The following is a 26,698-nucleotide window of genomic DNA, read 5'->3' as shown; positions in this document are numbered from 1 at the left end:
CCCCCGGCGAACTCAAGCGCCGTCAACGCCACCCTCCCATATGCGGCGGCGCTGTGAGCGGGCCGCTGACCCGCACGAGAGCGGCCTGACATGGACCTGACCAACATCCCGATCGGCGACTACACGCCTGAGGGTCTACTCGGCCTCGTTGTGTTGTTCATCTTCATCGGCTGGCTGGTCCCGTACCGCGTGGTGAAGCAACTGCACGAGCGGATCGCGTTCTTGGAGTCGGCTCTGAGCAAGGAGCAGGCGGCGCTGTCTGAGGAGCAGGAGACCGGCAAGGTCATCCGGCACTTCATTGATGGCCTGAGTCGGGGGTTGGACCGGTGAGGTTCATGCGGTTGCGTCGAGACCCTGAGGCGCTGGAGCGTGCCAAGCAGGCTGATGCGCAGGCCGATGTTCGCCTGGATGCTGCGAAGGAAACCGCCGCTTGGGCTCGCCGAACGCTCGCTGTTAACCATTTGACTGAACGGTTCCTCGCGGACCTGCGCCACGGAGGACGCCCATGAAGATCGCTGCTGGCACTGTTCCGGTGATCGTGTTGTACGTCCTGTTGATCTGGGTGCCGTTGGAGACGTTGCAGCTTTGGGTTGCGGCGGCGACGTTGCCGGTCGTGCTGGCGTTCATCGCCTTCTATATCCCCGAGCGTCCGTGGCGTCAGTGGTTCGGCACATCGTTGCTGCTGATTGCGGTCGCGGTCTTGTCGTGGTGTTTGACGATCGTGTTGTTCCGCATTTTCGGTGACGCGTATCCCGGTCGCGCACTACTGGTCACGTCGTCGGCTGGCCTGACGTTCACGGCGATGGTCATGCGGACTGCTGTTCTCCGCACGGCTCAGCGCGCCGACCGCAAGTAACCCCCACCTCCCCCATCCCGCTATCTCAGCGGGCATTCTCGCGACCCAGGAGCATTCATGGCTGACCTCGATTACGTCATCATCGTTGGACGTTTCGGCATTCCGATTGCTGATGGGGATGATGTTGATGACGACCCGGACATGATCTGGTGTGACGCTGGCGAGATTTCGTTGGAGCCGCTGGTGGCTGAGACGAAGGTTGTTGGCGGTCTGCCGGTGCCGTGGACTGGCGGTCAGTCGACGTTCACGCCGACGATTGATGCCGAGGGGTATTCGACGTGGCGTGGTCAGCATTTCATCAAGACGATCGATCTGACGTCGACGAAGGTAAATCCGCGCATCGTTGATGGCAAGGCGACGCATCGCGTGACGTTCCGGAATGTGAAGGCTGGCGCGCTCGACGTCAAGTTCGAGCAGCGTTCGGTGCGCCTGGCTGCTGACATGGCCGAGGCGCTGGATGCAACGGCAGCCGCAGCGTATGGCCTTCCGACCGGCACCCTGGTCTGCGATCTGACGAAGCTGCTCCCGGTCCCGGTCGCGAACTGGGTCCCCATCGTCGTCGGCCCTCAAGGTCCTCCCGGTGATCCGACGCTGACCGACGAGGTGACGGCGACGAACATCGAGACCGGCGATCTGACGAAGGCTGCTCTTGGCTCCGAGATCGCCACCACGGGCACGCCTGCCGAGGTCGCTGTTGCTGCCAACATTGCTACACGCATCCGCGCGGGCCTGGGCATCGTCAACGCGCTCGACCCGCTCTACGGCATCAAGGGCGACGGCACGACGGACGACACCGTCGCGATCAACACGCTCCTTGCTGCGTGCCCCCGAGGTACGCACGTCCTTTTCCCCCGCGCCGAGTACCGGATCACCGACTACATCCTGATGAAGCGCGACGTTCACATCCATGGCGCAGGCGTGTCCGCGAACATCGGTGACGTGGCCGAGCTCGAAGGCGGCGAGGCGACCTTCATCGGCGTCCCTCGCAACGCGCCTACCTCGTCGGGACTGTGTTCCGACAGGACGGTGCAGGCAAGGACGGATTCCGCTTCACCGGACCAGGCACCCCGAACGTCACCGACATCGGCCTTCGCTTCGGCCCAGACATCATGCTCAGCAACACTGGCCACGGATTCGTCTGCACGCCCGTCGCGACATCAGGGCACTACGGCAACGGCCTCTGGGGCTCGACCTGGAAGGACGTCATGGTCTTCGGCCACGACGGCAACCATTACGCCTTCAAGGTCACCAACGGCATCTACAACAACTGGACCAACCTCAGTTCCTTCGGTGGTGGTGGGCTTCACCTCATCAACGACGGCATCGGTTCAGCCTCCTGACGGCAACTGGGTCTTCCCGAATATCTGCGTACAGTTGTTCGCCACGGGCACCGCGCACGGCGTCCTGGTCAACAACGTCACCGCGCAGTTCAACTTTCTGCTGTTCGGTCGGTTGCAGATCATGATCTACGACCGGTCGTCGGTCTTCGCTGCGGCAGGCGTGCCCAACGCCGCAGTCCAGAAGCACATCGAGGGCCTCGGCGTCGGCATGATCGAAAACCTGCGCATCGAGCAGCCCGACTTCGAGTCGAACGTTGGAGCCGGGCCGGCTTCAGCGCTGTCTTCCGGGCGCTTACGTGGGGCCCCGGCTTCTTCAATGGGCTCGGGACGGGCAACGCGGACTTCTGGCGCGGCCGAACGCGCAACACACCGATGGTTATCCGCTCGCCACGCAACGACGTCTCCACGCTGGTCGGGTACACATCGACGGGCGTCGGCACGGGCGGCTCTGCCACCGCTGAGCGGCTGAACGATGCGAAGGGGACCATCGTCATCGCCACCGGGACCGGTCCCGTGGCGGGCAAGGTTGCCACCGTGACATTCTCGAAGCCGTGGCCGGACAACACTGAGCCGGACGTGCTGCTGACACCCAATGGCCCCGGATGGAGCAGCAAGGGTGCCTACGTCACGAACGTCACCGCGACGAGCTTCGATCTGTACGTCGAGACGGCACTCACGGCGTCGACCACCTACCGGATGAACTTCTTCGCGGTCGGCTAGTGAGGACGCCGGTACGTCTCCCAGCCGTCGACCGTCCCCGCGACGGTCGCGGCTGGGCCAACAACAATCGAGCCGGGCGGCACATCCTTCGTGACGATCGCCTGCGACCCGATCACCGAGCCTTTGCCGATCGTGACACCGGGGAGCACAAGCGCGCCGCGTCCGATCCACACGTCATCCTCGATCACGACAGGAGCCGTGCGGAACGCCCTCCCCGGGCCGGACTTCGTGGGCGTTCGTGTCGTAAATCGTGGATAGGTTGCCCATCAGTACGCGGTCGCCGATCGTGACCGACTCGCTGGCCCAGATCGTCGCACCCTCGTTCAGGAACACGTCATCACCGAGGGTGAGCGTTGCGCCCCTGTCGACCGCGATGCGAGGCCGCAGCTGCACCGTGCGGAAGTGGGCGCGGGCACCGATCTTCACGTCGCCCTTGATCTTCAGGATCGGCGGACGGCCCACCGATGTCGCGCGGGGCGCTTTCACGCCAGCACGGCTGAACGCGATCCACGGGCGGACCATTGCGAGTAGGCGGACGATCTTGGCTCTCATGCGGGGAGCCTATCGGCGGGCAGTTTCACCAGTCCCCGAAACGGCGACCGACTGCATCACATAGGTAGCGCAATCCGCTCCATAATCACCACCTACGCGCGCAATTCCGCCCGACTGGTCACGTGCCCGTTCGCGCACTCGCCCTCCCAGACATCGCCCTTGGTGAACGCGCGCTGGGTCAACTCGACCGACTCTGAGCAGTGATCGCACGCCTGGGTCCTCGTAGCCACACCCGCGACCGTAGCGACCGCCACGACCACGCGCCCACCATTTCCGCGAAAACAGGTGACCCGCCTGGACGCGCACCCCACCACAGCCCCGTCAACTGGCGGGGCTCTTCGCATGCCAGGAGGCAAACATGGCTACCAGTCGCTACGACATGATCACCTGGCGCGGCATCCCCGTGGACCGATGGACCGCCCAGGCCGCCGAGCGAGCGCTGAGGCGCCTGCCCGCCGGCCTTCGAGCCCGCATCCGGTTCACCCAGGGATCTCCGTCCGGCGCTGCAGCATCAGCCGGAACTCACTCCGGCCGGGCCGCCCTCGACCTCATCATCACCAACGGCACCGTGGCCGAGTACCGCCGCGTCGAACGCGCATTCCGCGACGAGATGTTCGCGTTCTGGTTCCGCCCCTTCCTGGCGGGCGTGTGGCCGGCGCATGGGCACGGCATCCTCATCGGGCACCCGAAGGCCCACCCCGCCGCCAAGGCGCAGGTCGGCTCGTACAAGCGCGGCCGCAACGGCCTCAAGGGTGACGGCCGCGACGCCAACGCCTACCGGCCTGCGAAGATCCGCACCGCGGCCTACATCAGCCCGACGAAGCTGCGCGTCGTGCAGTACAACCTGCCCGCCGGCGACAAGATCGGCAACACCGCGGCCCGCATCAAGGCCGCCGTCAAGCTCGCGAAGAAGCCAAACCCGCACATCATCGGCTGGAACGAGCTCGAGCCCATCCGCGGCCCGGGCCGGGCGTCACAGTTCGCGTGGGATGTCGACGCAGCGCTGGGCAAGAAGTGGAAGATGATCAAGCCCACCCGCGCCCACAACGAGAACTACCTCTCGTACCGCGGTGACGTCCTGACCCTGGTGAAGCAGTACGACGACTCGATCCTCGAGTCAGCCACAGGCGGCCGGCACATCACCCGAGTCGTGTTCCGCTACAAGAACGGGTTCGAGTTCGCCGTCGGCCAGCTGCACCTGGTCAACGACGGCGGCAAGCAAGGCGAACGTGACCGACAGGCCCAGGCCGCCGACGCGCTGACGTCGATGCTCGCAGTCACCGCCAAGCACGACGACTGCCCGTTCATCATCCAAGGCGACCGCAACACCCCCGCCGAGCTGGCCGCACTGGTCAAGGCCGGGATGAAGAGCACCCGCCGCTACGCCGACAAGTCCTCAACCCGCAACGACGCGACCTACACCAACATCGCGAAGGACACCCCGTCGACGAACACCGCCTGGATCATCGACGCCACCTACGTCAGCACCCAGTTCTGGGTCCTCACGTACAACGTCCTGCGCGACCTGATCCGGGGCAAGTACCGCAAGCCCCGACCGTCCGACCACGACCCCATCGTTTCCGAAATCCAGATCTAGGAGCCGCATCATGACCCGACTCACCATGTTCATCCGCGACCTCATCGACGGATACGAACCGGCCCTCGCCCGCTCGATCGCCGTCGCCGTCTTCGTCCTGCTCGCCGCCTTCGGCATCGGCACCGGCGACCTCCCCAAGCAGGTCGACGCCCTGCTGATCTTCCTGACGTTCATCGTCCCGATCGTCGGAGGATGGCTCACCCGCCGCAAGGTCATGCCAGTCAAGTCAGCAGCCGAGCTGCTTCCCGACAACCCGTACCCGGACGACGAGCCCGCTACTGCCGACCAGGACTTCAACCCCTGCGACGCATGCGACCGGCCCGCCACCCACACATCCGCAGGAGGTGGCCGATGGTGCGACGACCACGGGCACAACGTCTTCAGCGTCGGCAACTGACCGTGATCCCGTCCTGGCGCACGGCCTGCGCGGTCCTGGTCGCATGGTCTGGTGTCATCGCCGGCGCCGTCTTCGTCAGCTGGCGCAGCATGCAGGCCACGGCTAGGTCGCGACGCTGCAACTCCAACCCAACTCCAAATTGCTCCCAGACTTGAAGTTGGCGCAAACGAAAGCCCCTCGTCATCTACGGATGGCGAGGGGCTTTTCGTCGTCTGGGGTCAGGCGTCGACGAGCTCCGCCTCGCGAATCAGGGTCTGCGTCTTCTTGAAGTGCGCTTCCCAGCCTGGAGTGCAGCCCTCGGCGGCGTGGATCGCAGCTCGCATTGCGACGAGGGCAGAGGTAAACGCATGGGAGTCGTCATCGGCTTCGACTGTGAGGCTGAATTCCGCGCGACCTTCGGTCAGCGTGGCCGCGTAGTCGGGATCGCTGACACTCGTGTCTTCGTAGAGAGCGTCCAGAACGCAATCAAGATGCGCATCTAGGTCGTCAGTAGTTCCGTAGTCGGTGATCTTGAAGCCGATTTCGACGTAGAACGTATTCACGGCGCTTCCTTCCAACAAGTTGTTCGGAGCAGTTGTCCGAGCAGATTCTTCAGATATTTGGGTCTGACGGCGACAGGTGCACCGTCTTGCTGTGCTTGGTCTCGCAAGGGCATCTGAGCTCTAAGTACTTCTTACCCTTGAGCACTGTCCACTTCTGGTGTTCTGCATCGCGCAGAACCTTCTCTAGGTGCGGCTTGGGGTGTTTTGGTCGGGACATCGCGCCCCTCCCGGGCAGCCGCTATCTACAGGATGCCACGAAACCTATCGCAACCTGGAATCACGTGTTTGTGATTTGACGAATCTTAAGGATAATGACCCTCGAAAGGCTTAACCGCGACTTCCTTGCCGAGATCGATCCTTTCGCGCTGCGCCGGCCTACCACGACCGCCAACCCTTTGGATCGGCATGGGCCTTTCGTCGTTGCATCACAGGAACGAGTTCGCTTCCGTCGTGAGGATCTCCCCGTCGGCCGAGAAGACCGCGATGATCATCCCCAGGCTGCAGCCGTCGACAACGGTCCAGTAGCTTCCGTCGTCCGGCAAGATCGGCGGGATGATCCACCGGTCGCCTGGGCAGTCGTTGCACACGCCCTCACCCTGTCGTAGGCGCGGGTCACCCCTCGTGCTTCATGACCTCGTAGACGCGGTTGCGGCTGATGCCGAGCTCTCTTGCCGCGGCCGTGGCTCCGACCTCGGCCACATACTCGCGCATCACTGACGAATAGACGGCCGCCGTCATCTGCTGCAGTTCCAACGTCTCCGCACTGATGCGCTGTATGTCGGCTAGGCGCGATCGCGGATCTGGCGGTCCCTCTTGCAACGACTCGACGATGCGAAGGGCGGCGGCGATGGGTTTCGAATTGCTCATGCAGAAACTGTAATCCCCCTGTTGACAATTGTAAAGGGGGGGATTACACTAGAGGTGACAACTACAGAGAGGAGAAACCCGAATGGACATTTTGGTCCTGGCGCTGATGGTCACACAGACCGTCCTGATGGTCATCACGATCAGACAGAACAGGCGCTAAGAGGAAGCCCCCGGATAGATCAATTATCCGGGGGCGACCCTCTCAGGGTATCTCTCCACTCGGAAAGGAACCAAGGATGAAGATCCTCAAGCACAGATCAGTGCAGGTAGCGATCGGTGGACTCGGCGTCATTGCCGCTGGGCTCTACCTGACTAGCGGCACCCCGATCGCGTGGGCTGTCGCGGCGGTCTGGGCGGCGCTCGTCGCAGTCGCGATCACCCAAGCGGCTCGAAGCTGAGCGGCACACGAACGCCCGGCCTCACCTCGAGGCCGGGCGTTCCGCCGTCTCAGTCGGGGCGAGTGATCGCTCCGCAATCGCAGACCGCCTTTCGGTCGGGCTCACCTTGTTCAAACGAGTAGGTAATCAGTTCAACCTTGTTGCCACACCCGTGACAGTCAATGAATTCTGGCATTCCGACACAGTAGTTTTACCACCCGCTCCGCAGGGGCAAATTGAACCAAAGGGCTCAAATTGGCGTCCTACATGACCACACACCTACCCTTGACCGAGTGATCCTGAAAGCCACCATCCGCACACGACCCGAGACCGGCGCCAAGAATCTTGATGGCCTGACTATGGACGTCATCACCGCCGAAGCCGACGACTACGACACCGCGAAAGCCGAGCTTGAGTCCAAGACGCCCGACGGGTGGCAGATGCTGAGCATCCGGCGAACCTGATGCCCGACATCCCTGACCGTGGCTCAGGGCGCTACGAGAACGGCAAGCCAGTCACGCACACGTCACGCGAGCAGAAGATTGCCAACGAATCTTGGCCGCTGCGAGACAAGGCCGGGCAGCCTCACGCGAATGGCATCGACGACCAGCCGGCGGACAACCAGCGGCCATGCTGGGTCAGGCTCGTGTTCGAGGTCGATGGTGAAGTCGTGCTGCCAGGACGTGCGCAGAGATGGAACCGGTCGCACGTCTATGTCTCGGTCAGTGATCCACGCGTTGCGAACATGGCTGTCTGGGTGCGGGCTGGGGACTGTCGGCGGCGGGACGATGTTGGCGATTCTTCGGACTAGGGTCTGGCGGCGCTGGCAAGATGACCGAGTGCTCATTGCCTACGTTGATGAATCTGGCGACACCGGAGACCCCTCGCTAACTGGCGCATCGGCCTGCTACGCCCTCGGCTGCGTCTTGACCAAGATCTCCGAATGGCCCCAGTCGCACGATGCAGCGATCGCCTTCCGACGACGCATGAGGGATACATATGGCGTGCGGGTCCGAGACGAACTCAAGGCCAACTACCTAATTCGCGGCTCTGGGCCTTTGGGGCGATACAACCTCGCCCCGGATGCCCGCCGCCGCATCTATCGCTCGCAACTATCCGTGCTGCAATACATGCCAGCGCGAGCCTTTGCCATCGTCACAGACAAGTCCGCGTCCGGGCTTCATGGACAAGAGTGCTTCGACGAGACGTGGACTATGTTGCTCCAACGCTTGGAGCGCACCAGCCACTACCGCAAAGACGAGCCGGTCATGATCATCCACGACGAAGGCGAAGATGCGAATGTGCGCAAACTTGTGCGAAAGGCACGCCGACACCTGACGGCGGGCAGCGCCTTTGGCAGCGGCACACTTCTTCGCTCAATGGCCCACCTCATAGATGACCCGTCCCGCGCGATTCCGCGTCCTCCTACTTCATTCAAGCTGCCGATTTGGTCGCCTACGCGGGGTGGCGTTCTTACATGCCGCCCGGAGCCGGGGCCGCACGAGTCTGCCCGCCCGACATGTGGTCCGCGCTCGGCGAAGCCGTTCACGCAGACGTGAACAAGTACTCTGGCGGCACTCCCGGCGTCGTGGTCCGGAAAAAGTAAGGCCCCCGGCACCAGGGCACGGGGGCGGCAAGCGCCTACCCCGGCCAGAGGGCACGGATCAGCACTTACATCGAGTCTACTTAGACCTTTCCCATTTCGTGGGAGGATGAGAAAACCCGTGTTGCCTACCCTGCCAGCCCCAGCCGTCTAGCCGACCGCGACCGCTGGCGACTCGCACGCACCTCGCGAACCCGCCGGACCGTGATCGGATCATGCGCAGAGCCGCCTCCGTGTCGATCAGGCGGCCCAGCTTCAAGTAGTACGCCTCCGCAGACATGCCCGTGCGCTCACGGATCACCTGCTCCTTCACGCCCGCATACCGCCACCACATCGACTCGATCGAGAGGATGGCGAGCTCGGTATCGGTGAGGGCGGGAGTGGGCATGCTTCGACGGTAGGTGGCGGGGGTGACAGAAAGTGGTGGCTACTTCCTGATCGTCTTGCTCGTGCCCGACCATGTGTCCTTGCCCGAGACTGTCACGACCCTGTACGTCGCCCTCTTCGAGCGCGAGATGACGATCTTGAAACCCTTCTTGCCGACGCGCCCCGCCTTCACCGTGGACCACGAGCCACCCGACGACTGACGCTGAAGTTTGAACTTCCAGCCCTTCGGGTCGCGCAACCACCGCGACGCCGAGACGCTGTACCACGACGACTTGCCAGTGAAAGTGACCTTCTTGCCCTTGCGCTTCGCCTTGACGCCAGTCACCCGCGCATCCTGCAGGATCTTGAATCGCCCCGTCGTCGAATCGGTGAAGTCGCCCGAGTCTGAATAGTCATAGTTGGACCATGAAATCTCAGACGGTCCTGCCCTGAAATTGCCGAACCCGTCCAGGAATGGGCAGTAGTAGTACGAATCTCGAAGCGACCCCGAACCGCCCGAGTACAGGTACTCGCTGTCGACGTATCGACTGCCACGCCAAATCTCAACGTTCGCGGTGATGTCATCGATGTGCTGTCGGCATCGTGATAGAGGGTGATGGGGATGTTCTTGCACGCCCCCGACTTCACTCGCAGATCGCCAGCCTTGATCGAGTAGACGTCGAACGGGCCGCCGGAGTCGGCGCTGGCCGGGGCGTTGCTCGCCACCACCAAGGTGGACGACACGAGGGCGAGGACTGATGCGGCGGCGATGTGGCGAAGGTTCACCCTGTGACAATAGTGCGGCAGATGCGGTCATGGCCGGGGAATGCGGGAGATTGATCTGTCGGTTGATCGGGCATGTGCGCACGAAGTGCGTGTGTACATTTACACAAGCCGGATCAAATCGTGGTCGTTTCGGCGCTGTGGGGCAACGCCAGATGCGCCAGAATCACGTGAAATTGCAGCGTGCAGCCGTAGGAGTAGGCGCTTTCGAGTCCCGCACTCGGCACCACCACACGTCATCCCCTACGTGGTTTCGTTGCCACGTCGGGGATGACGTCCTCGGCCTCATCGCGGCAGAGCCGCTACGTGATCTTCACTCTGTAGGTCTTGCTGACGCTTTCGGTGTGCTTGTTGCCCGAATAAGTTGCCACGATCTCCTGGCTACCCTGCGGCAGTCCCTTCACGGTGACTGTGGCCTTGCCCTTGACCAGTGCCACCTTCCGGGAGACGCCGCCCGACACGAGCGTGACGGTGCCGCCGGCTGCCCCGCCAGTTGCCTTGCGCGTGATGGTCAACGCGACCTTGACCTTCCCCTTGCCGGGGGTCGTCTTGGCCTTGATCTTGGCCCTGGACTTGAGCCGAACATTGATGTTGGCCAAGTTCGCGCCACTGATGACGCGGTAGACCTTCGCCGTCGACTTGTCCTTGGCACCGACGGCATACTGCGCCGCCCAGACTCCGTCGAGGTCACGCGCGCGCACGACGTAAGCTGCCGGTGCGCGCATAGGTGAGCGCGTAACGGCCGCTCGAGCGGGTTCGCACTGGCTGCGACAGATGCCCGCCGACCACCGCCTGATACTCCACTGTGATCCCCTTCAGCGGATGACCGGACGTGTCTGTCACCTTGCCGGTCAAGGCAGAGATCAGATCAGTGACCACCACGGGCGCCAGAGAGAGGTGCTGCTTGGCGACGAGCCGAAACCCGCGTTGCGTCGAGCTCCCCGAGCACGGTCCCAAGGCAGACGTAGCGAAGTCGTAGCACTGAGCGCCGTACCGCCCACCTGAGAATGACAGACCCTCATAGGACCCGCGCTGCAGACCAGCGAGCCTGAACGTGCCGTCGGCCTTGACCGTTGTCGTGAGGTTGGGCCGCAGCTGCGGGTTGAAGCCACGGTCTGGGGGCATGTAGTCATCCTCCGCAGTCACCACAAGCCCTTCGGGCGATCGCCCATCCGAGCGGGTGACCGTGCCCGTGACGACCGCCGCGGGCTGCAGCCTGAAGTTCTTGGTGACGACCTTGCGCTTCTTGACCGCGATCGGCGCACTCTTGCGAACGGTCTTGCCAGAGCGATCGGTCACCAGCACGAAGTAGTGATAGGTCTCCAGACCGTACTTGCGGTCCTTCTTGGACGTGAGACCGGTCAAGGTGTACTTGCCGTACTTGTCGGAGCTGACGGTCTTGAGCAGCCGAGCGACACCGTCATCCCCGTCCCCACCGGGGTCGCTGTCGATATTGCGGTACAGCTGCACTGTGACCGACTTCAACGGCTCGCCAGCGACGGTGATCACTCCTGTGACGCCAGTCGACGATCCCGCTTGAGCAGGCGCGGGAACTGTCGCCACGACGAGCGCGGTGAACAACACAGCAGCTTAGTGAGCGAGGCAACCGATTCGTGGTCACGATCTTCCTCCGGGTCTGAGACCCGAGGTGGCCTCCCGGCCACGATAACGTCACGCCCGCTCACTGCTGCCGAAAGCGTCTAGTTGTCCGGGTCGTACGCCGGGGAGACCCGGTTGATCGCATCGCCCATGTTGTGGATGCGCAGCGCGTTGGTCGAACCGGGGATTCCCGGAGGGCTCCCGGCGACGATCACGACCTGGTTGCCCGGAGCACAACGATCGATCTCCAAGAGCGCTCGGTCAACCTGCAGGACCATGTCGTCAGTGCTCTTGACCTCAGGGACCAGGAACGTCTCGATCCCCCCAGCTCAGCGCGAGCTGGCGGCGGACCAAGTCTGACGGCGTGAACGCGATGACTGGGACCCGGGAGCGGTACCGCGTCATGCGTCGAGCCGAGTCACCGCTCGTGGTGAATGCGACGACGAACCGAGCGTCGACGGCTTCGGCGCAGTCAGCTGCGGCCCGGCAGATGATTCCGCTCTTGGTCTTGGCCTTCCAGCTGAACGCTGCCATCCGCGGCAGGCCGTGGTCCTCGGTCGACTCCACGATCCGTGCCATCGTGCGGACCGTGAGGATCGGGTACTCCCCCACGCTGGTCTCGCCGGACAGCATGACGGCGTCGGCGCCGTCGAGCACCGCGTTGGCGACGTCGGACGCCTCGGCGCGGGTCGGCCGGGGAGCCGAGATCATCGACTCGAGCATCTGCGTCGCCACGATGACCGGCTTGGCGTTGCGGCGGGCCTTCTCGACGATGAGCTTCTGGACGATCGGGACATCCTCGAGCGGCAGCTCGACGCCCAGGTCGCCGCGGGCCACCATGACGCCGTCGAAGGCGTCCATGATGCCGTCGAGGTTGTCGACGGCCTGCGGCTTCTCGATCTTGGCGATGACGGGGCGCACGATGCCCTCTTCGTCCATGATCTTGCGGACGTCGTCGTAGTCGTCGGCCGACCGGACGAACGACAGGGCGATGAAGTCGACACCGAGCTGCAGCGCGAACCGCAGGTCGTCGACGTCCTTCTCGCTCATGGCCGGGACACTGACCATGACGCCGGGAAGGTTGATGCCCTTGTTGTTGCTGACCGGGCCGTTGGTCTCGACGACGCACGTCACGTCGGTGTCGGTGACCGCTGTCGCGCGCAGCCGCATGCGACCGTCGTCGATCAGGATCTCGTCGCCGGGCTTGACGTCGCCCGGGAGGCCCTTGTAGGTCGTGCCGCACCGGGTCTGGTCACCCAAGATGTCGTCGATCGTGATCGTGAAGGTGTCGCCTACTGCGAGCTGGATCGGGCCGTCGGCGAACCTGCCGAGACGGATCTTGGGGCCCTGCAGGTCGGCAAGGACCGCGATGGCCTTGCCTGACTTCGCAGCGGCCGCACGGACCCACTCGAAGTTCTGTCGGTGATCGGACTGGTCGCCGTGGCTCATGTTGAGCCGCGCTACGTCCATGCCGGCCTCGGCCAGCTGCTCGATCTTGGTGGCGTCGCCCACTGCTGGGCCGAGAGTACAAACGATCTTGGCTCTTCTCACACATCCACCTTAGTCAGGACAAACGGTTACCCGCGAGTCAGGTTTGTCGTTTCACGCAACAAACTCAGAAAGAGGCGGCGGATCGGCAACCCCACGACCAAAAGCGGTGGCTTTTCAACCTCGAATCGTCGAATGAGGTTGAAAAGCCACCGCTCTAGAGGGGCTTGGATCGGCCTGTTTTCAGACCGTCAGGGGACGCGCGTTCGGCAGGATCGGCGCCGGCAGGGTCGTCGAACCACTCAGATAGGCATCGACGCCGGCGGCCGCGGAACGGCCCTCGGCGATCGCCCACACGATGAGCGACTGACCGCGGCCCGCATCGCCGGCGACGAAGACACCGTCAACGCTCGACATGTACTGCTTGTCGCGCTTGACGTTGCCCCGCTCGTCGAGCTCGACCCCCAGCTGGGAGACCAGTCCTTCGGTCTCGGGACCCGTGAAGCCCATCGCGAACAGCACGAGCTGCGCCGGAAGATCGCGCTCGGTGCCCTCGATCTCGGTCAGCTTGCCGTCGACGAACTCGACCTCGACGAGGCGCAGTGCGCTGACGTTGCCGTTCTCGTCGCCGACGAACTCCTTCGTCGAGACCGAGTAGACGCGGTCGCCGCCCTCCTCATGAGCCGAAGACACCCGGTAGATCATGGGATAGGTCGGCCAAGGCTGCCCGCCGGGACGCTCCTCGCCCGGGTTGGGCATGATCTCCAGCTGCGTGATCGACCGCGCACCCTGACGCACCGAGGTACCGAGGCAGTCGGCACCGGTGTCGCCGCCGCCGATGATGACGACGTCCTTGTCGGTCGCCAGGATCTGGCCTTCGACCTCTTCGCCGAGCGCCACCCGGTTGGCCTGGGGCAGGAACTCCATGGCCTGGTGGATTCCGCCGAGCTCGCGACCCGGGACGGGCAGCTCACGACGCACCGTCGAGCCGATCGCCAGCACGACGGCGTCGTAGCGATCGCGCAGCTGCGAACCGGTCAGCGTGTCGCCGATCTGGACGCCAGTGCGGAACACCGTGCCCTCGCGCTCCATCTGGTTGATGCGGCGATCGACGATGGACTTCTCCATCTTGAACTCGGGGATGCCGTAGCGCAGCAGTCCCCCGGGCTTGTCGTCACGCTCGTAGACAGCAACGGTGTGACCCGCGCGGGTCAGCTGCTGGGCCACCGTCAGACCGGCCGGACCAGAGCCCACGACCGCGACGGTCTTGCCCGTCAGCCATTCGGGCGCCTCGGGGCGGACCCGACGGTCATCCCACGCCTTGTCGATGATCGAGACCTCGACGTTCTTGATCGTGACGGCGTCACGGTTGATGCCGACGACGCACGCCGTCTCGCACGGCGCCGGGCACAGGCGTCCGGTGAACTCCGGGAAGTTGTTGGTCGCGTGCAGCCGGTCGAGCGCCTCGTCCCAGTCGTCGCGCCAGACCAGGTCGTTCCACTCGGGGATCAGGTTGCCCAGCGGGCAGCCGGAGTGGCAGAACGGGATGCCGCAGTCCATGCAGCGCCCGGCCTGCTCGGTGATGATCGGCAGCAAGGCCTTGCCCGGACCTCCGGGTAGACCTCGTTCCAGTCGTTGACCCGCTCGGCCACAGGACGCCGTTCGGCGACCTGGCGGGGCGTGTTGATGAATCCTCTGGGATCAGCCACGAGCGGCCACCTCCATCATGCGTGCAGTGGTGTCTTCTTCGGACAGGCCTTCGGCCTCGGCGGCGTCACGCGCCTCGAGGACCAGCCGGTAGTTGACCGGCATGATCTCGGTGAATCGCGCGAGCGACTGCTCCCAGTGGGCGAGCAGCTGCTCGGCGACGACCGAGCCAGTCTCGTGCAGGTGCTTCTCGACCAGACCGCGCAGCTCATCGGCCGTGGCCTCGGGTACCGGTCGGGTCTCGACCATGTCGGTGTTGACCAGCGAGAGGTCGAGATCGAGGATGTACGCCGATCCGCCACTCATGCCGGCCGCGACGTTGCGACCCGTCGGGCCGAGGATCACGACCCGACCACCGGTCATGTACTCCAGGGCATGGTCACCCACGCCCTCGACGACCGCGCTGGCACCGGAGTTGCGGACGCAGAAGCGTTCGCCGACCTTGCCGCGCAGGAAGATCTCTCCCCCGGTCGCGCCGAAGCCGATGACGTTGCCGGCGACGATCTGCGCCTCGGCGGTGTACTGGGCCTCGCGCGGAGGACGCACCACGATGCGTCCGCCCGACAGACCCTTGCCGACGTAGTCGTTGCCATCGCCCTCGAGGCGCAGCGTGATCCCCTTCGGCACGAACGCGCCGAAGGACTGACCGGCCGAGCCCAGGAAGGTCAGGTCGATCGTGTTCTCGGGCAGGCCCGCACCGCGGTACCGCTTGGTCACCTCGTGACCCAGCATCGTGCCGACCGTGCGGTTGACGTTGCGGATGTCGAGCTGGGCCCGCACGGGCTCGCCGCGTTCGAGCGCATCGGCGCTGATCGCGATGAGCTCGACGTCGAGCGCCTTGTCGAGGCTGTGGTCCTGAGTCGTCGTGTTGTGCAGCGAGGCGCCCTCGGCCAGCTCGGGCACGTAGAGGATCGGCGACAGGTCGAGACCGTCGGCCTTCCAGTGCCCGATGGCCCGCTCGACGTCGATGAACTCGGCGTGGCCGACAGCTTCCTCGATCGACCGGAAGCCCAGGCTCGCGAGGTACTCGCGCACCTCCTCGGCGATGAACGTGAAGAAGTTGACGACGTACTCGGCCTTGCCCGAGTACTTCTCGCGCAGCGTCTTGTTCTGCGTCGCCACGCCCACAGGGCAGGTGTCGAGGTGGCACACGCGCATCATGATGCAGCCGCTGACGACCAGGGGCGCGGTCGCGAAACCGAACTCCTCGGCGCCCAGCAGAGCCGCGATGATGACGTCACGGCCGGTCTTGGCTGGCCGTCGGCCTGCACCACGATGCGGTCGCGCAGACCGTTGAGCAGCAGCGTCTGCTGGGTCTCGGCCAGGCCGAGCTCCCCACGGACCGCCCGCATGCTTGAGCGACGTCAGCGGTGAAGCACCGGTGCCGCCGTCGTGGCCCGAGATCAGGACCACGTCGGCCTTGGCCTTGGACACACCTGCCGCGACCGTGCCGACGCCGACCTCGGAGACGAGCTTGACGTGCACGCGCGCCGACGGGTTGGCGTTCTTCAGGTCGTGGATCGGCTGCTTGAGGTCTTCGATCGAGTAGATGTCGTGGTGCGGGGGCGGGCTGATGAGGCCCACGCCTGGCGTCGAGTGACGGGTCTTGGCCACCCACGGGTAGACCTTGGGGCCGGGCAGCTGGCCACCCTCGCCGGGCTTGGCACCCTGCGCCATCTTGATCTGGATGTCGTCGGAGTTGGTGAGGTACTCCGAGGTGACGCCGAACCGGCCCGAGGCGACCTGCTTGATCGACGAACGGCGTTCGGGGTCGTACAGCCGCTCGGGGTCTTCGCCACCTTCGCCGGTGTTGGACTTGCCGCCGAGGCGGTTCATCGCGATCGCGAGCGTCTCGTGAGCTTCTTGGCTGATCGAGCCGTACGACATCGCACCGGTCGAGAACCGCTTGACGATCTCGGAGGCCGGCTCGACCTCGTCGATCGAGATCGGCGCGCGCAGGCCCTCCTTGAAGCTGAACAGTCCGCGCAGCGTCAGCAGACGCTCGGACTGGTCGTCGACCCGTGACGTGTACTGCTTGAAGATGTCGTACGAGCCGGTTCGGGTGGAGTGCTGCAGACGGAACACCGTCTCGGGGTCGAACAGGTGCTCGGGGCCTTCACGGCGCCACTGGTACTCGCCGCCGACATCGAGCTGACGGCGCGGACCGTTGATCCCGCTGGTCGGGTACGCCTTGACGTGGCGGGCGCGGACCTCTTCGGCGATGACGTCGAGCCCGGCGCCGCCGACTTGGACGACGTGCCGGTGAAGTAGGCGTCGACGACGTCGTGCGACAGTCCGATCGCCTCGAAGATCTGCGCACCGGTGTAGGACGCGACAGTCGAGACACCGATCTTGCTCATGACCTTCAGGACGCCCTTGCCCAGGCCGTAGGCGACGTTGCGCAGCGCCTTGGACGGTTCGACGTCGGTGACGAAGACCTTCTCGCGGGCCAGGTCCTCAGCCGACTCCAGCACGAGGTACGGGTTGACCGCGGTGGCACCGTAGCCGATCAGCAGCGCGACGTGGTGCACCTCACGGACGTCACCGGCCTCGATGATCAGGCCTGCCTGGGTGCGCAGCTTCTCGCGCACCATGTGGTGGTGCACCGCACCGGTCAGCAGCAGCGACGGGATCGGCGCCAGGTCGGAGTTGGAGTGCCGGTCGGACAGTACGATGATGCGGGCGCCCTTGTTGACGATGGCATCGGTGACATCGGCGCAGATCTCGTCGAGCTTGGCCGGAGCGCCTCGCCACCGCCGTCGACGTCGTACAGACCGCGCACGACGTGGACGCTGAAGCCCGGCATGTCGCCGTCCTTGTTCATGTGCCGGATCTTGGCGAGCTCGTCGTTGTCGAGCACCGGGAACGGCAGCTGCAGCATGCGGCACGAGGCCGAGCTGGGAGCGAGCAGGTTGCGCTCGGGGCCGATCGTGCCAGCCAGCGACGTGACGACCTCTTCGCGGATCGCGTCGAGCGGCGGGTTGGTGACCTGGGCGAACAGCTGGCTGAAGTAGTCGAACAGCTGGCGAGGACGGTCGGAGATCGCGGCGATCGGCGTGTCGGTGCCCATCGAGCCGATGGCCTCGGCGCCCGTGCGGGCGATCGGCGCGATCAGGATGCGCAGCTCTTCCTCGGTGTAGCCGAAGACCTGCTGGCGACGGGTCACCGAGGCATGCGTGTGCACGATGTGCTCGAGGTCGGGCAGGTCCTCGAAGCGGACCAGACCCGAGTAGAGCCATTCGTCGTACGGGTGCTCGGCCGCGAGGGTGTTCTTGATCTCGTGGTCCTCGATGATGCGGTGCTCGTCGAGGTCGAGCAGGAACATCTTTCCGGGCTCGAGACGACCCTTGCGGATGATCGTCTTCTGGTCGATGTCGAGGACACCGGCCTCGGAGGCCAGGACGACGAGTCCGTCCTCGGTGACCCAGAAGCGTCCGGGGCGCAGGCCGTTGCGGTCGAGCACGGCACCAATCTGGGTGCCGTCGGTGAAGCACACCGCGGCCGGGCCGTCCCAGGCCTCCATGACCGAGGAGTGGAACTCGTAGAACGCCCGGCGGGCCGGGTCCATGTCGGTGTCGTTCTCCCACGCCTCGGGGATCATCATCATGACGGCGTGCGGGAGCGTGCGACCGCCGAGGTGCAGGAGCTCGAGCACCTCGTCGAAGGACGCCGTGTCGCTGCCGTGCGGATCGCAGATCGGGAACAGCCGCTGCATGTCGCCGGGGATCAGGTCGCTCTCGAGCAACGCCTCGCGGGCGCGCATCCAGTTGCGGTTGCCGCGGGCGGTGTTGATCTCGCCGTTGTGCGCGACGAAGCGGAACGGGTGCGCGAGCGGCCAGCTCGGGAACGTGTTGGTCGAGAACCGGCTGTGCACGATGGCCAGCGCCGACTCCATGCGCTCGTCGCGCAGGTCGGGGAAGAAGTTCTCCAGCTGGTCGGTGGTCAGCATGCCCTTGTAGACCAGGGTGCGGCTCGACAGCGACGGGAAGTACACCGCGAGCTCGTGCTCGGAGCGCTTGCGTAGACCGAAGGCCGCGCGGTCGAGCGCGATGCCAGACAGCGGCTCGCCGGCCGAGGCGAGGAACATCAGCGCGAACGACGGCATCGCGCCGCGCGACATGTTGCCGAGGATCTCGGGGTTGACCGGGACGTCGCGCCAGCCGAGGACCGTCAGGCCCTCTTCGACTGCCATGGCCTCGATCGCCGCGCGCGCCTCGGCGGCGGCTTCAGCATCGAGCGGCAGGAAGGCCATGCCGGCCGCGTAGGAGCCGACCTCGGGCAGATCGACGCCGCCGACCTCACGCAGGAAGCGGTCGGGGATCTGGATCAGGATGCCTGCGCCGTCGCCGGTCGTGGGCTCCCCGCCCACGGCGCCGCGGTGATCGAGGTTGCGCAGGGCGGTGAGGCCCTTGGCGACGATGTCATTGCTCGCGATACCGGTCAGGGTGGCGACGAAGGCCACACCACAGGCGTCGTGCTCGTTGGCCGGGTCGTACAGACCCTGGGCCGCGGGCATCGACGACATCGACTCAAACGGTGAACGGGGCTGGGCGCGCATGCTGGGCCCTCTCTTACGTCATCAAATGGTCACGAATAGCTCGTGCCGGGGACGACGTTGGCCTCGGACAGCGTCATGAGTTTACACGGTCTTGACGACATAGACATCGCAGGGCGCGTGATGTGCGACATCCGTGGCGACGCTGCCCAAGATGCGTCCGATGCCCTGGACCCCGGCGGTTGCCGACCACGATCAGATCGGCCCCGATGTCCTTGGCCACCGTGACCAGCGCCTCGGCGGGCCGCCCATGGGCCGGGCTGGGGTGGACGTTGGGGGTGATGCCACTCAGCGAGTCGGCGATCTCGGTCGCGATGACCTCGGCCTCGGACTGCAGCCGCACGTCGCCGAGATACTCCGGCTCGGTCGGACGGTCCTTGTCGTCGGCCGCCATCAGGACGTGCAGCGCGGCCCCGGTGCTGGCGGCCAGCGCGGCGGCGACGGTGGCCGCCCGGCGGGAGCTGTCACTGCCGTCGACACCGACGAGAATGGTCTGGGGCATGAGGTTCTCCGAATCGCAGGCTTGAGGATGTAACCAAAAGTTACACCCTCAAGCGCCTCATGAGTAGCGATTCAGACGGTCTTGACGATGTACACGTCGCATGGCGCGTGATGAGCCACGTCGGTGGCGACGCTGCCCAGGATGCGGCTGATTCCTTGCACCCGGCGGTTGCCGACCACGATCAGGTCAGCGCCGATCTCCTTGGCGGCCGACACGAGCGCATCCGCGGGCTTGCCCTGCACGGGGCTCGGGTGGATGTTCGCCGTGATGCCGGTCAACGAGTTGGCGATCTCGGTGGCGATGGCCTCGGCCTGCTCGCCGGGTGTCAGCACGCGCACGTCGCGCAGGTTGGAGTCGTAGGTCGTCGTGGGCTTGTCCTCGACGGCCATCAGCACGTGGAGCTGCGGCTCCCAGCGACGCAGCCAGCTCAGCGGCCACGCGGGCTGCCTTGCGCGAGCTGTCGCTGCCGTCGACACCGACGAGAATTTTCTGGGGCATGCAGTACTCCTGACGTTGGGACCTCCAGGCTAGCGACTCAGAGGCCGAGCAGCGAGGACGTCCGCTCCGAACCGGCCGCTTCATATTCTGTTAGTTTGCTGTGCACGTGATCCACACGAGAGGGAACACATGTCAGCACCACGCAACCTTCGCCAGATAGCAGTGCTCGGCTGCGCGTTGGCCTTGGGAGGATCGCTTCTCGTGGGGAATGCCGCGGCCTCGGAACGACCAAGCCATCGGTTCTCGATGGTTCCGGCCGACGCCACCGGCACCGGCGGCACCGCGAAGTCTGCTGGCCAGGTGACGGCCCAGACCACCTATGCACAAGGCGCGACCCGCCGCGACGGCACGATCAGCACGCCGACCGGAAGCTCAGGGTGGAGCCGCCTCCCAGCAGATCAGCGCGGCGCGGGTCAGGCAGGACCTGGTGGCCCAGCGGGTGTCGGTGGTCGCCAGCTATCGCGCGACCCCCTCGACCGGGTCCAACTCAGTGCTCTACGTCTGGTTCGGCCGCTGGAGTGGCAACACGTGCCATGCCAAGGCGGTCGTGGCGGCCAGTGCCGTGGGCGCCAGCACGGACGGTGTCGGGTACTTCCTCGACGACAGCGGGGCCACCAGCAGCAGCTTCGGCGTGAGCCGTTCCCTGCAGGGCCAGGAGCTGACCATCCAGTCGTCGGCTCACGCGGGGATACGCGCGGCCGACTGGGACTGCGCCTTCGCGAAGGTCCGCAACCTCCAGGGGACCGAGGACTACCAGGGCTTCTTCGCTGTCGACCTGACCACGACCTACGTCCCACAGCTGGCGATCAGCACGATCAGCCCGATCCAGGGCAGCTACCGGGGACGATGGACCACCGTGAAGCTCGACGCCGCGAACCGCGGCCGGGTCGACGCTCGCGGCACGACCGTGACAGCCAGCGGCGCCGGCCTGAAGTTCAACCGCAAGAAGATCAGCCTCGGCACCGTGGGCGACCGCCGCACCAAGTACGGCATCACGTTCAAGGTCAAGCCACCGGCAAGAAGGCCCGCCAGGCCACCTTCACGATCAGGTCAGCCGGCGCGGCTCCCACCGGGTCAGGGTCACGATCGCCCACAAGCCCCGACCGACTCGGTTGCCATCGCTGTCCGGACGCTACTTCTGGGGCAATGACGCTCGAGACCGGGCCAAGGGCTGGAACCCGCGGGCAGTGCTGTTCGTCAACAAGAAGTGGGCCTACGTCGGAATTCCCCCGCGAGGGGTTCCTTCGTGCCGCAAGACCACCAAGCAGTGCAAGCGCTACACCTATCGCGGCGGCCGCCTCAAGATCGCGGGGTCAGCTCGGGTCAAGGTCACCTCTGAGGGATTCACCCGAGGTCGCATTCGGTATGCACCCTTGTCCCTGCCAGGCAAGAACACCACGATGTCACTGACCCTGCATCACCAGGACTTCCGTGGTTGCGGCGTCTATCCCTACTGCACCACCTGGACCGAGACGCTGTCGATGAGCAAGAACCGCCGGTTCGTCCTGACCCGCACCAGCATCTCGAGCATCGGCTATCCGGGCACCGGAACCATCAGCCACGCGTCGGACCCGATGAGCGCGGTCGTTACACCGTTCCGTCCCGAGGACGGGTCAGGTTGCTGTTCGACAACGGCCGACAGGTCACCAAGACCATCGGCATCGAGCACGACGTCCGCAACAAGCCCAATGCCAGCGGTGCCGGAGTCGTGATCGGCGACGTCAACTACTACCGGCCGCGCTCGTAGCAGCCATCAGCCCAGCGAGGCGCCGACTGCCTCGCCGACGAAGTACGTCAGGGTCGCCGCGGCCCCGCCCAGCACCAGCTGACGGATGCCGCCGAACCACCACGACTTCGCGGTGACCCGGGTGACGACGGCACCACACGCGAAGAGCCCGACGAGGGACAGCACGATCGCCGGCCAGGCCGACTCGATGCCCACCAGGTACGACAGCAGCGGGATGAGCGCGCCGAGCCCGAACGAGATGAAGGACGAGCCGGCGGCGAGCAGCGGCGAGGCGAGGTCGTCGGGGTCGACGCCGAGCTCCTCGCGGGCGTGCACCTTCAGGGCCTGCTCGGGATCGCGATGGATCTCGTGGGCTATCTCGCGCGCCAGCCTTCGTCGACGCCCTTCTCGACGAACATCTCGGCCAGCTCAGCCTCTTCGGCGGTCTTGTTGTGCAAGATCTCGTCACGCTCGATGTCGACCTGCGCGAGGGCGAACTCCCGCTGGCTGGCCACTGAGGTGTACTCCCCCGCCGCCATCGAGAACGCTCCGGCTGCCAGACCGGCGAGCCCGGCCAGGACCACCGGCTTGGTGTCGGAGGCGTTGCTGCCGCCGACGACACCCATCATCAGGGCGAAGTTGGACACCAGCCCGTCCATCGCACCGAAGACGGCCGGTCGCAACCAGCCGCCGTTGACGTCGGGATGCGTGTGGGTGACTTCTTCGGTCATCCCTCGTCCTGGACGGACGATGACGTCTCCGCCTCGTCCGAGGCGCTCGGCTCGGGCTCCTGACGGCGTGACCGGCGCGTGACGACGACGAAGTAGACCAGCGCCAGCGTGAACACGATGATCGAGGTCCACACGTTGAGGCGGAACGGGCCGAGGTGGTTGGCGGTGTCGATGCGCAACGACTCGATCCAGCCGCGTCCCAAGGTGTAGAGCATCGCGTAGAGCGCGAACGCCCGCCCACCGGTCGGCTTGTACTTGCGGTCGATCGCGATGATAGCGCCGCCGCGCCGAGGTTCCACAGCAAGCGTACAGGAAGGTCGGGTGGAACGTCGCGAAGTCGAGATAGCCCGCAGGACGGTTGTCCCGTGCGATCTCGAGCGCCCACGGGACATCTGTCGGCTTGCCGAACAGCTCTGGTTGAAGTAGTTGCCGAGGCGGCCGATCGCCTGCGCGACCAGCAACCCGGGCGCCAGCGCATCGGCGACTGCCGAGAACGACACGCCGTAGCGACGGCACGCGATGTAGGCGCCGAGCGCACCACCGGCGATCGCGCCCCAGATGCCCAGGCCGCCCTTCCAGATCAGGAAGACGTCGGTGACGTTGCGTCCCTCACCGAAGTACAGCGGGATCGGTGACGACGTGGTAGATGCGGGCGCCGATGATGCCGAACGGGATCGCCCAGATCGCGACGTCGCCGATGACTCCGGACCGACCGCCCCGTGCCTGGAAGCGGCGCTCGCCGATCCAGATCGCGACGAGCGCACCGATGATGATGCCGAGCGCATAGGCCCGCAGCGGGAACGGCCCCAGGTGCCAGACCCCCGTGGACGGACTCGGGATGTACTCCAGCACGTCAGCCTCCTCTCGACGCCGGCGCGCAGGTCGCGCGCCAACGAGCGGATCGCGTCGAGCCCGGCCGACTCGGTAGGCGCGTCCAGCAGACAGCGTACGAGGGCAGACCCCACGATCACGGCATCTGCGTAGGCGGCGATCTCGCGCGCCTGGGCACCGTTGGAGACGCCGAGACCCACACCAGCGGGCTTGTCGGTGACCTTGCGGACCCGCGCCACGCCTTCGCCGAGCGAGCTGGTCTGGTCGCGCGCGCCGGTGACCCCCATGACTGCGGTCGCGTAGACGAAATCCGCTCGCCGCTTCGACCGTCATGGCAAGGCGCTCGTCGGTCGATGACGGTGCGACCAGGAAGATGCGGTCGAGACCGTGCTCGTGCGAGGCCGTGATCCACTCCTGCGCCTCGTCGGGGATCAGGTCGGGGGTGATCAGACCGGAACCGCCGGCGGCTGCGAGGTCGGCGGCGAATCGGTCGACGCCGTAGCGCTCGACCGGGTTCCAGTACGTCATCACGACGGTCGGCGCCCCGGTGGCCGCGCTGGCCCGCACGACGTCGAACACGTCGCGCGTGCGCGCACCGGCGAGCAGCGCCTGCTCGGCGGCAGCCTGGATGACCCGGACCGTCCATGACCGGGTCGCTGTACGGGAGGCCGACCTCGACGAGGTCGACCCCACCCTCGACCATGGCCTCGACGGCCTTGATCGACAGCTCCTTGGTCGGGAAGCCTGCCGGCAGGTAGCCGACCAGTGCAGCCCGGTTCGCGGCGCGGGTGCGCTCGAACAGCTCGTCAACGGCGCTGTTCTGTCGGGCTCCGCCCTGGTTGCTGATTCTTCGACTCCCTGCTCCAGGACGACCGGCTCGTCGATCAGGCCGAAGTACTCGGCCGCGGTGTGCACGTCCTTGTCGCCGCGACCCGACAGGTTGACCAGGATCGTGGAGTCAGGTCCGAGCTCCTTGGCCAGGTCGAGGGCACCGGCCAGGGCGTGCGCAGACTCGATCGCCGGGATGATGCCCTCGGTCTTGCACAGCAGGTCGAAGGCCGACATCGCGGCGGCGTCGGTCGCCGGGACGTACTGCGCCCGGCCGATCGACGCCAGGTAGGAGTGCTCTGGCCCGACGCCCGGGTAGTCGAGCCCCGCCGAGATCGAGTGCGACTCGATCGTCTGACCGTCCTCGTCCTGCAGCAGGTACGACCGCGCCCCGTGCAGCACCCCGACCTCACCGCCTGTGATGGTCGCGGCATGGCGGCCGGTCTCGACACCGTCGCCGCCGGCCTCGATGCCGACGAGCCGGACATCGGCATCGTCGACGAATGCGGTGAACAGGCCGATCGCATTGGATCCACCACCGACACAGGCCACTGCGGCGTCAGGCAGCTTGCCGTCGAGCGCGAGTGCCTGCGCGCGGGCCTCGTCACCGATGCCTCGGGTCAGGTCACGCACCATGGTCGGGAAGGGGTGGGGGCCAGCGGCGGTGCCGAACAGGTACGACGTCGTCTCGACGCTGGCGACCCAGTCGCGCAGCGCGTCGTTGATCGCATCCTTCAGGGTGCGGCTGCCGCTCTTGACGGCGATGACCTCGGCGCCGAGCATCCGCATACGGGCCACGTTGAGCGCCTGACGCTCGGTGTCGACCTCGCCCATGTAGACGGTGCACTCGAGGTCGAGATAGGCACACGCCGTCGCAGAGGCGACTCCGTGCTGGCCCGCGCCGGTCTCGGCGATCGCTCGCGGCTTGCCGATCCGCTTGGCCAGGAGTGCCTGCCCGATCACGTTGCGGATCTTGTGCGCGCCGGTGTGGTTGAGGTCTTCGCGCTTGAGCAGGATGCGGGCGCCAGCGGCCTCGGAGAAGCGGTGCGCCTCGTACAGCGGGCTCGGGATGTTGGCGTACTCGCGCAGCATCCGGTCGAGCTCGGCCATGAAGACCGGATCGGCCTTGGCCTCGGTCCAGGCCCGGTCGAGCTCGTCGAGCGGCGCGACCAGCGCCTCTGGCATGAACCGGCCGCCGAATCGGCCGAAGTGTCCGGTGCTGTCTGGTTGTGCGTACGTCATGGGTCCTCAGATGTCAGGTGTCGCTGCGGGTCAGGCGCTCGGGCGGACGAAGGCGCGTCACTGCCTCGGCAGTGACGCCACTACCAGCGGTGCTGCAGCGCAGGATGCGTTCCGGCCGCGACCAGGTTGGCGACTGCGGTGCGGGGTCGTCGCCGCGCACGAGCGTCTCGCCGACCAGGACGACGTGAGCGCCCAGCTTGGCGTACTCGATGACGTCGTGGGGGCCCCGAACACCGGACTCGGCGACCTTGACCGCCGTGTCAGGGATCAGCGGCGACAGGCGCTCGAACGTGCCGCGATCGACCTCGAGGGTCTTGAGGTTGCGGGCGTTGACGCCGATCAGGTCGGCACCGGCATCGGCGGCACGAGTGACTTCTTCTTCGTCGTGCACCTCGACCAGGGGGGTCAGGCCGATCGACCTGGCCCGCTCGATGAGGCTCTCGAGCGCATTCTGCTCGAGCGCCGCGACGATCAGCAGCGCCATGTCGGCGCCGGCCGCACGGGCCTCCCGACAGCCGGTAGGAGGTCGTGATGAAGTCTTTGCGCAAGACGGGGATGTCGACGGTGCCGGCGCACCGAGCGCAGGTCTTCGAGCGTTCCGCCAAAACGACGCTCTTCGGTCAGCACGCTGATCGCAGCGGCTCCCCCGGCTTCGTAGTCGGCAGCCAGGGCGGCGGGATCCTTGATCGTGGCGGCTCACCCTTGCTGGGGCTGGAGCGCTTGACCTCGGCGATGACCGAGACCCCGTCGGCACGGAATGCCGGCATCGGGTCGAGCGCCGGGTGCTGCCGGGCTGCCTGGGCCTTGAGCTCGTCGAGGGTCGTCTTGGCCATGCGTGCTTCAAGGTCTTCGGCTGCGCCGGCCAAGATCTCGTCCAGAACTGACATGGCCCCTCCTCGGTACCTTCGATGGCCTGGCTTCACAGACTAGCGCCGTGCGGGTCCGGCTCGTTTCGGCGGCTGCACTTCTGCGACGTGACTATGCTCTCGCC

Annotated in this window: 23 protein-coding genes and 11 pseudogenes; 11 read left to right on the top strand and 23 right to left on the bottom strand. The window is 65.8% G+C overall.

The features are described from left to right. Positions 1-90: 90 nt before the first annotated feature. The 4 genes from ACHMWU_RS03780 (at position 91) to ACHMWU_RS03765 (ending at position 2,916) form a co-directional block, all read left to right on the top strand. Positions 91-330 (top strand): hypothetical protein, encoded by a 240-nt coding sequence (locus ACHMWU_RS03780; RefSeq protein ID WP_396041700.1) that lies wholly within the window; start codon positions 91-93, stop codon positions 328-330. 175 nt (positions 331-505) lie between these two features. Then, complete coding sequence (locus ACHMWU_RS03775; RefSeq protein ID WP_396041699.1) at positions 506-856, top strand: hypothetical protein; 351 nt, start codon at positions 506-508, stop codon at positions 854-856. Positions 857-1,039: 183 nt separating this feature from the next. Then, a complete protein-coding gene (locus ACHMWU_RS03770; RefSeq protein ID WP_396041698.1) occupies positions 1,040-2,665 on the top strand; it encodes a glycosyl hydrolase family 28-related protein in 1,626 nt (541 codons plus the stop codon). Positions 2,666-2,730: 65 nt separating this feature from the next. Further along, the gene (locus tag ACHMWU_RS03765; RefSeq protein WP_396041697.1) at positions 2,731-2,916 is read left to right on the top strand and encodes a hypothetical protein; all 186 of its coding nucleotides are present in this window, start codon (positions 2,731-2,733) and stop codon (positions 2,914-2,916) included. Here the strand turns inward: ACHMWU_RS03765 and ACHMWU_RS03760 are convergent. Further along, positions 2,913-3,089, bottom strand: coding sequence for a hypothetical protein (locus tag ACHMWU_RS03760; RefSeq protein WP_396041696.1), 177 nt, complete (start codon positions 3,087-3,089; stop codon positions 2,913-2,915). The genes ACHMWU_RS03765 and ACHMWU_RS03760 overlap by 4 nt on opposite strands. Before the next feature lies 1 nt (position 3,090). Next, positions 3,091-3,468 (bottom strand): hypothetical protein, encoded by a 378-nt coding sequence (locus ACHMWU_RS03755; RefSeq protein WP_396041695.1) that lies wholly within the window; start codon positions 3,466-3,468, stop codon positions 3,091-3,093. Positions 3,469-3,826: 358 nt separating this feature from the next. Between ACHMWU_RS03755 and ACHMWU_RS03750 the strand changes: the two genes are divergently transcribed. Both ACHMWU_RS03750 and ACHMWU_RS03745 read left to right on the top strand, forming a co-directional pair. Further along, positions 3,827-5,065: a hypothetical protein gene (locus ACHMWU_RS03750; protein WP_396041694.1), complete on the top strand. Its 1,239-nt coding sequence runs from the start codon at positions 3,827-3,829 to the stop codon at positions 5,063-5,065. Between the two features lie 10 nt (positions 5,066-5,075). Further along, positions 5,076-5,462 carry a hypothetical protein gene (locus ACHMWU_RS03745; protein WP_396041693.1) on the top strand — a complete coding sequence of 129 codons (387 nt, stop codon included), beginning with the start codon at positions 5,076-5,078 and terminating at the stop codon, positions 5,460-5,462. 218 nt (positions 5,463-5,680) lie between these two features. Here ACHMWU_RS03745 and ACHMWU_RS03740 read toward each other — a convergent pair whose 3' ends face one another. The 3 genes from ACHMWU_RS03740 to ACHMWU_RS03730 all read right to left on the bottom strand — a co-directional run bounded on the left by ACHMWU_RS03740 (position 5,681) and on the right by ACHMWU_RS03730 (position 6,871). After that, positions 5,681-6,004 (bottom strand): hypothetical protein, encoded by a 324-nt coding sequence (locus tag ACHMWU_RS03740; RefSeq protein WP_396041692.1) that lies wholly within the window; start codon positions 6,002-6,004, stop codon positions 5,681-5,683. Positions 6,005-6,429: 425 nt separating this feature from the next. Next, positions 6,430-6,591, bottom strand: a complete 162-nt coding sequence (locus ACHMWU_RS03735) for a hypothetical protein (RefSeq protein ID WP_396041691.1) — start codon at positions 6,589-6,591, stop codon at positions 6,430-6,432. 25 nt (positions 6,592-6,616) lie between these two features. Further along, positions 6,617-6,871: a hypothetical protein gene (locus tag ACHMWU_RS03730; RefSeq protein WP_396041690.1), complete on the bottom strand. Its 255-nt coding sequence runs from the start codon at positions 6,869-6,871 to the stop codon at positions 6,617-6,619. Between the two features lie 236 nt (positions 6,872-7,107). Here ACHMWU_RS03730 and ACHMWU_RS03725 point away from each other — a divergent pair, with 236 nt between their 5' ends. From ACHMWU_RS03725 to ACHMWU_RS03715, 3 genes and pseudogenes are all read left to right on the top strand, one after another. Beyond that, complete coding sequence (locus tag ACHMWU_RS03725; RefSeq protein WP_396041689.1) at positions 7,108-7,269, top strand: hypothetical protein; 162 nt, start codon at positions 7,108-7,110, stop codon at positions 7,267-7,269. Positions 7,270-7,841: 572 nt separating this feature from the next. Further along, positions 7,842-8,582: pseudogene (locus ACHMWU_RS03720) on the top strand (DUF3800 domain-containing protein); the annotation flags it as partial. A 98-nt stretch (positions 8,583-8,680) separates the two neighbouring features. Beyond that, the gene (locus tag ACHMWU_RS03715; RefSeq protein ID WP_396041856.1) at positions 8,681-8,854 is read left to right on the top strand and encodes a hypothetical protein; all 174 of its coding nucleotides are present in this window, start codon (positions 8,681-8,683) and stop codon (positions 8,852-8,854) included. A 125-nt stretch (positions 8,855-8,979) separates the two neighbouring features. On the opposite strand, the pseudogene ACHMWU_RS03710 reads toward ACHMWU_RS03715, so the two are convergent. The 12 genes and pseudogenes from ACHMWU_RS03710 to ACHMWU_RS03655 all read right to left on the bottom strand — a co-directional run. Then, a pseudogene (locus ACHMWU_RS03710) lies at positions 8,980-9,239 on the bottom strand (DUF3263 domain-containing protein). 39 nt (positions 9,240-9,278) lie between these two features. Next, a complete protein-coding gene (locus ACHMWU_RS03705) occupies positions 9,279-9,563 on the bottom strand; it encodes a hypothetical protein (RefSeq protein ID WP_396041688.1) in 285 nt (94 codons plus the stop codon). A 739-nt stretch (positions 9,564-10,302) separates the two neighbouring features. Beyond that, entirely contained in the window at positions 10,303-10,701 is a 399-nt protein-coding gene (locus ACHMWU_RS03700; protein WP_396041687.1) for an Ig-like domain-containing protein, read from the bottom strand. Beyond that, positions 10,688-11,581 (bottom strand): hypothetical protein, encoded by an 894-nt coding sequence (locus ACHMWU_RS03695; RefSeq protein WP_396041686.1) that lies wholly within the window; start codon positions 11,579-11,581, stop codon positions 10,688-10,690. Before ACHMWU_RS03695 ends, ACHMWU_RS03700 begins: the two co-directional genes overlap by 14 nt. A gap of 119 nt (positions 11,582-11,700) precedes the next feature. Next, a pseudogene (gene pyk / locus ACHMWU_RS03690) lies at positions 11,701-13,150 on the bottom strand (pyruvate kinase). A gap of 180 nt (positions 13,151-13,330) precedes the next feature. Then, positions 13,331-14,796 (bottom strand): annotated as a pseudogene (locus ACHMWU_RS03685) (glutamate synthase subunit beta). Continuing rightward, complete coding sequence (locus ACHMWU_RS03680; protein ID WP_396041685.1) at positions 14,789-16,879, bottom strand: glutamate synthase-related protein; 2,091 nt, start codon at positions 16,877-16,879, stop codon at positions 14,789-14,791. The pseudogene ACHMWU_RS03685 and the gene ACHMWU_RS03680 overlap by 8 nt, the downstream one beginning before the upstream one ends. Beyond that, entirely contained in the window at positions 16,786-17,493 is a 708-nt protein-coding gene (locus ACHMWU_RS03675) for a glutamate synthase central domain-containing protein (RefSeq protein WP_396041855.1), read from the bottom strand. Before ACHMWU_RS03675 ends, ACHMWU_RS03680 begins: the two co-directional genes overlap by 94 nt. Continuing rightward, the gene (locus ACHMWU_RS03670) at positions 17,409-19,352 is read right to left on the bottom strand and encodes a glutamate synthase central domain-containing protein (protein ID WP_396041684.1); all 1,944 of its coding nucleotides are present in this window, start codon (positions 19,350-19,352) and stop codon (positions 17,409-17,411) included. Before ACHMWU_RS03670 ends, ACHMWU_RS03675 begins: the two co-directional genes overlap by 85 nt. A gap of 81 nt (positions 19,353-19,433) precedes the next feature. Beyond that, positions 19,434-19,851 (bottom strand): annotated as a pseudogene (locus ACHMWU_RS03665) (universal stress protein). Positions 19,852-19,922: 71 nt separating this feature from the next. Then, a complete protein-coding gene (locus ACHMWU_RS03660) occupies positions 19,923-20,246 on the bottom strand; it encodes a universal stress protein (protein WP_396041683.1) in 324 nt (107 codons plus the stop codon). A gap of 55 nt (positions 20,247-20,301) precedes the next feature. Then, positions 20,302-20,349: pseudogene (locus tag ACHMWU_RS03655) on the bottom strand (hypothetical protein); the annotation flags it as partial. Between the two features lie 319 nt (positions 20,350-20,668). On the opposite strand from ACHMWU_RS03655, the gene ACHMWU_RS03650 reads away from it, so the two are divergent. Further along, positions 20,669-21,499, top strand: a complete 831-nt coding sequence (locus ACHMWU_RS03650; RefSeq protein WP_396041682.1) for a hypothetical protein — start codon at positions 20,669-20,671, stop codon at positions 21,497-21,499. After that, a complete protein-coding gene (locus tag ACHMWU_RS03645) occupies positions 21,462-22,061 on the top strand; it encodes a hypothetical protein (protein ID WP_396041681.1) in 600 nt (199 codons plus the stop codon). The genes ACHMWU_RS03650 and ACHMWU_RS03645 overlap by 38 nt, the downstream gene beginning before the upstream one ends. Before the next feature lie 41 nt (positions 22,062-22,102). Here the strand turns inward: ACHMWU_RS03645 and ACHMWU_RS03640 are convergent. The 6 genes and pseudogenes from ACHMWU_RS03640 to trpC all read right to left on the bottom strand — a co-directional run bounded on the left by ACHMWU_RS03640 (position 22,103) and on the right by trpC (position 26,594). Next, positions 22,103-22,701: pseudogene (locus ACHMWU_RS03640) on the bottom strand (VIT1/CCC1 transporter family protein). Between the two features lie 101 nt (positions 22,702-22,802). Then, positions 22,803-23,591 carry a prolipoprotein diacylglyceryl transferase family protein gene (locus ACHMWU_RS03635; protein ID WP_396041680.1) on the bottom strand — a complete coding sequence of 263 codons (789 nt, stop codon included), beginning with the start codon at positions 23,589-23,591 and terminating at the stop codon, positions 22,803-22,805. Then, positions 23,500-23,751 (bottom strand): annotated as a pseudogene (locus ACHMWU_RS03630) (hypothetical protein); the annotation flags it as partial. The pseudogene ACHMWU_RS03630 and the gene ACHMWU_RS03635, both read right to left, overlap by 92 nt. After that, positions 23,667-24,439: pseudogene (gene trpA, locus ACHMWU_RS03625) on the bottom strand (tryptophan synthase subunit alpha); the annotation flags it as partial. The pseudogenes ACHMWU_RS03630 and trpA, both read right to left, overlap by 85 nt. 77 nt (positions 24,440-24,516) lie before the next feature. Next, positions 24,517-25,707 (bottom strand): annotated as a pseudogene (gene trpB, locus ACHMWU_RS03620) (tryptophan synthase subunit beta); the annotation flags it as partial. Positions 25,708-25,787: 80 nt separating this feature from the next. Further along, positions 25,788-26,594, bottom strand: a pseudogene (trpC, locus tag ACHMWU_RS03615) (indole-3-glycerol phosphate synthase TrpC). Positions 26,595-26,698: the final 104 nt, after the last annotated feature.

Origin of the sequence: Aeromicrobium sp. UC242_57 (genome assembly GCF_044452305.1) — a bacterium.
GTDB lineage: Bacteria > Actinomycetota > Actinomycetes > Propionibacteriales > Nocardioidaceae > Aeromicrobium.
Note: the sequence above shows the minus strand (reverse complement) of the source record. Positions and strands in the feature narration are given on the sequence as shown.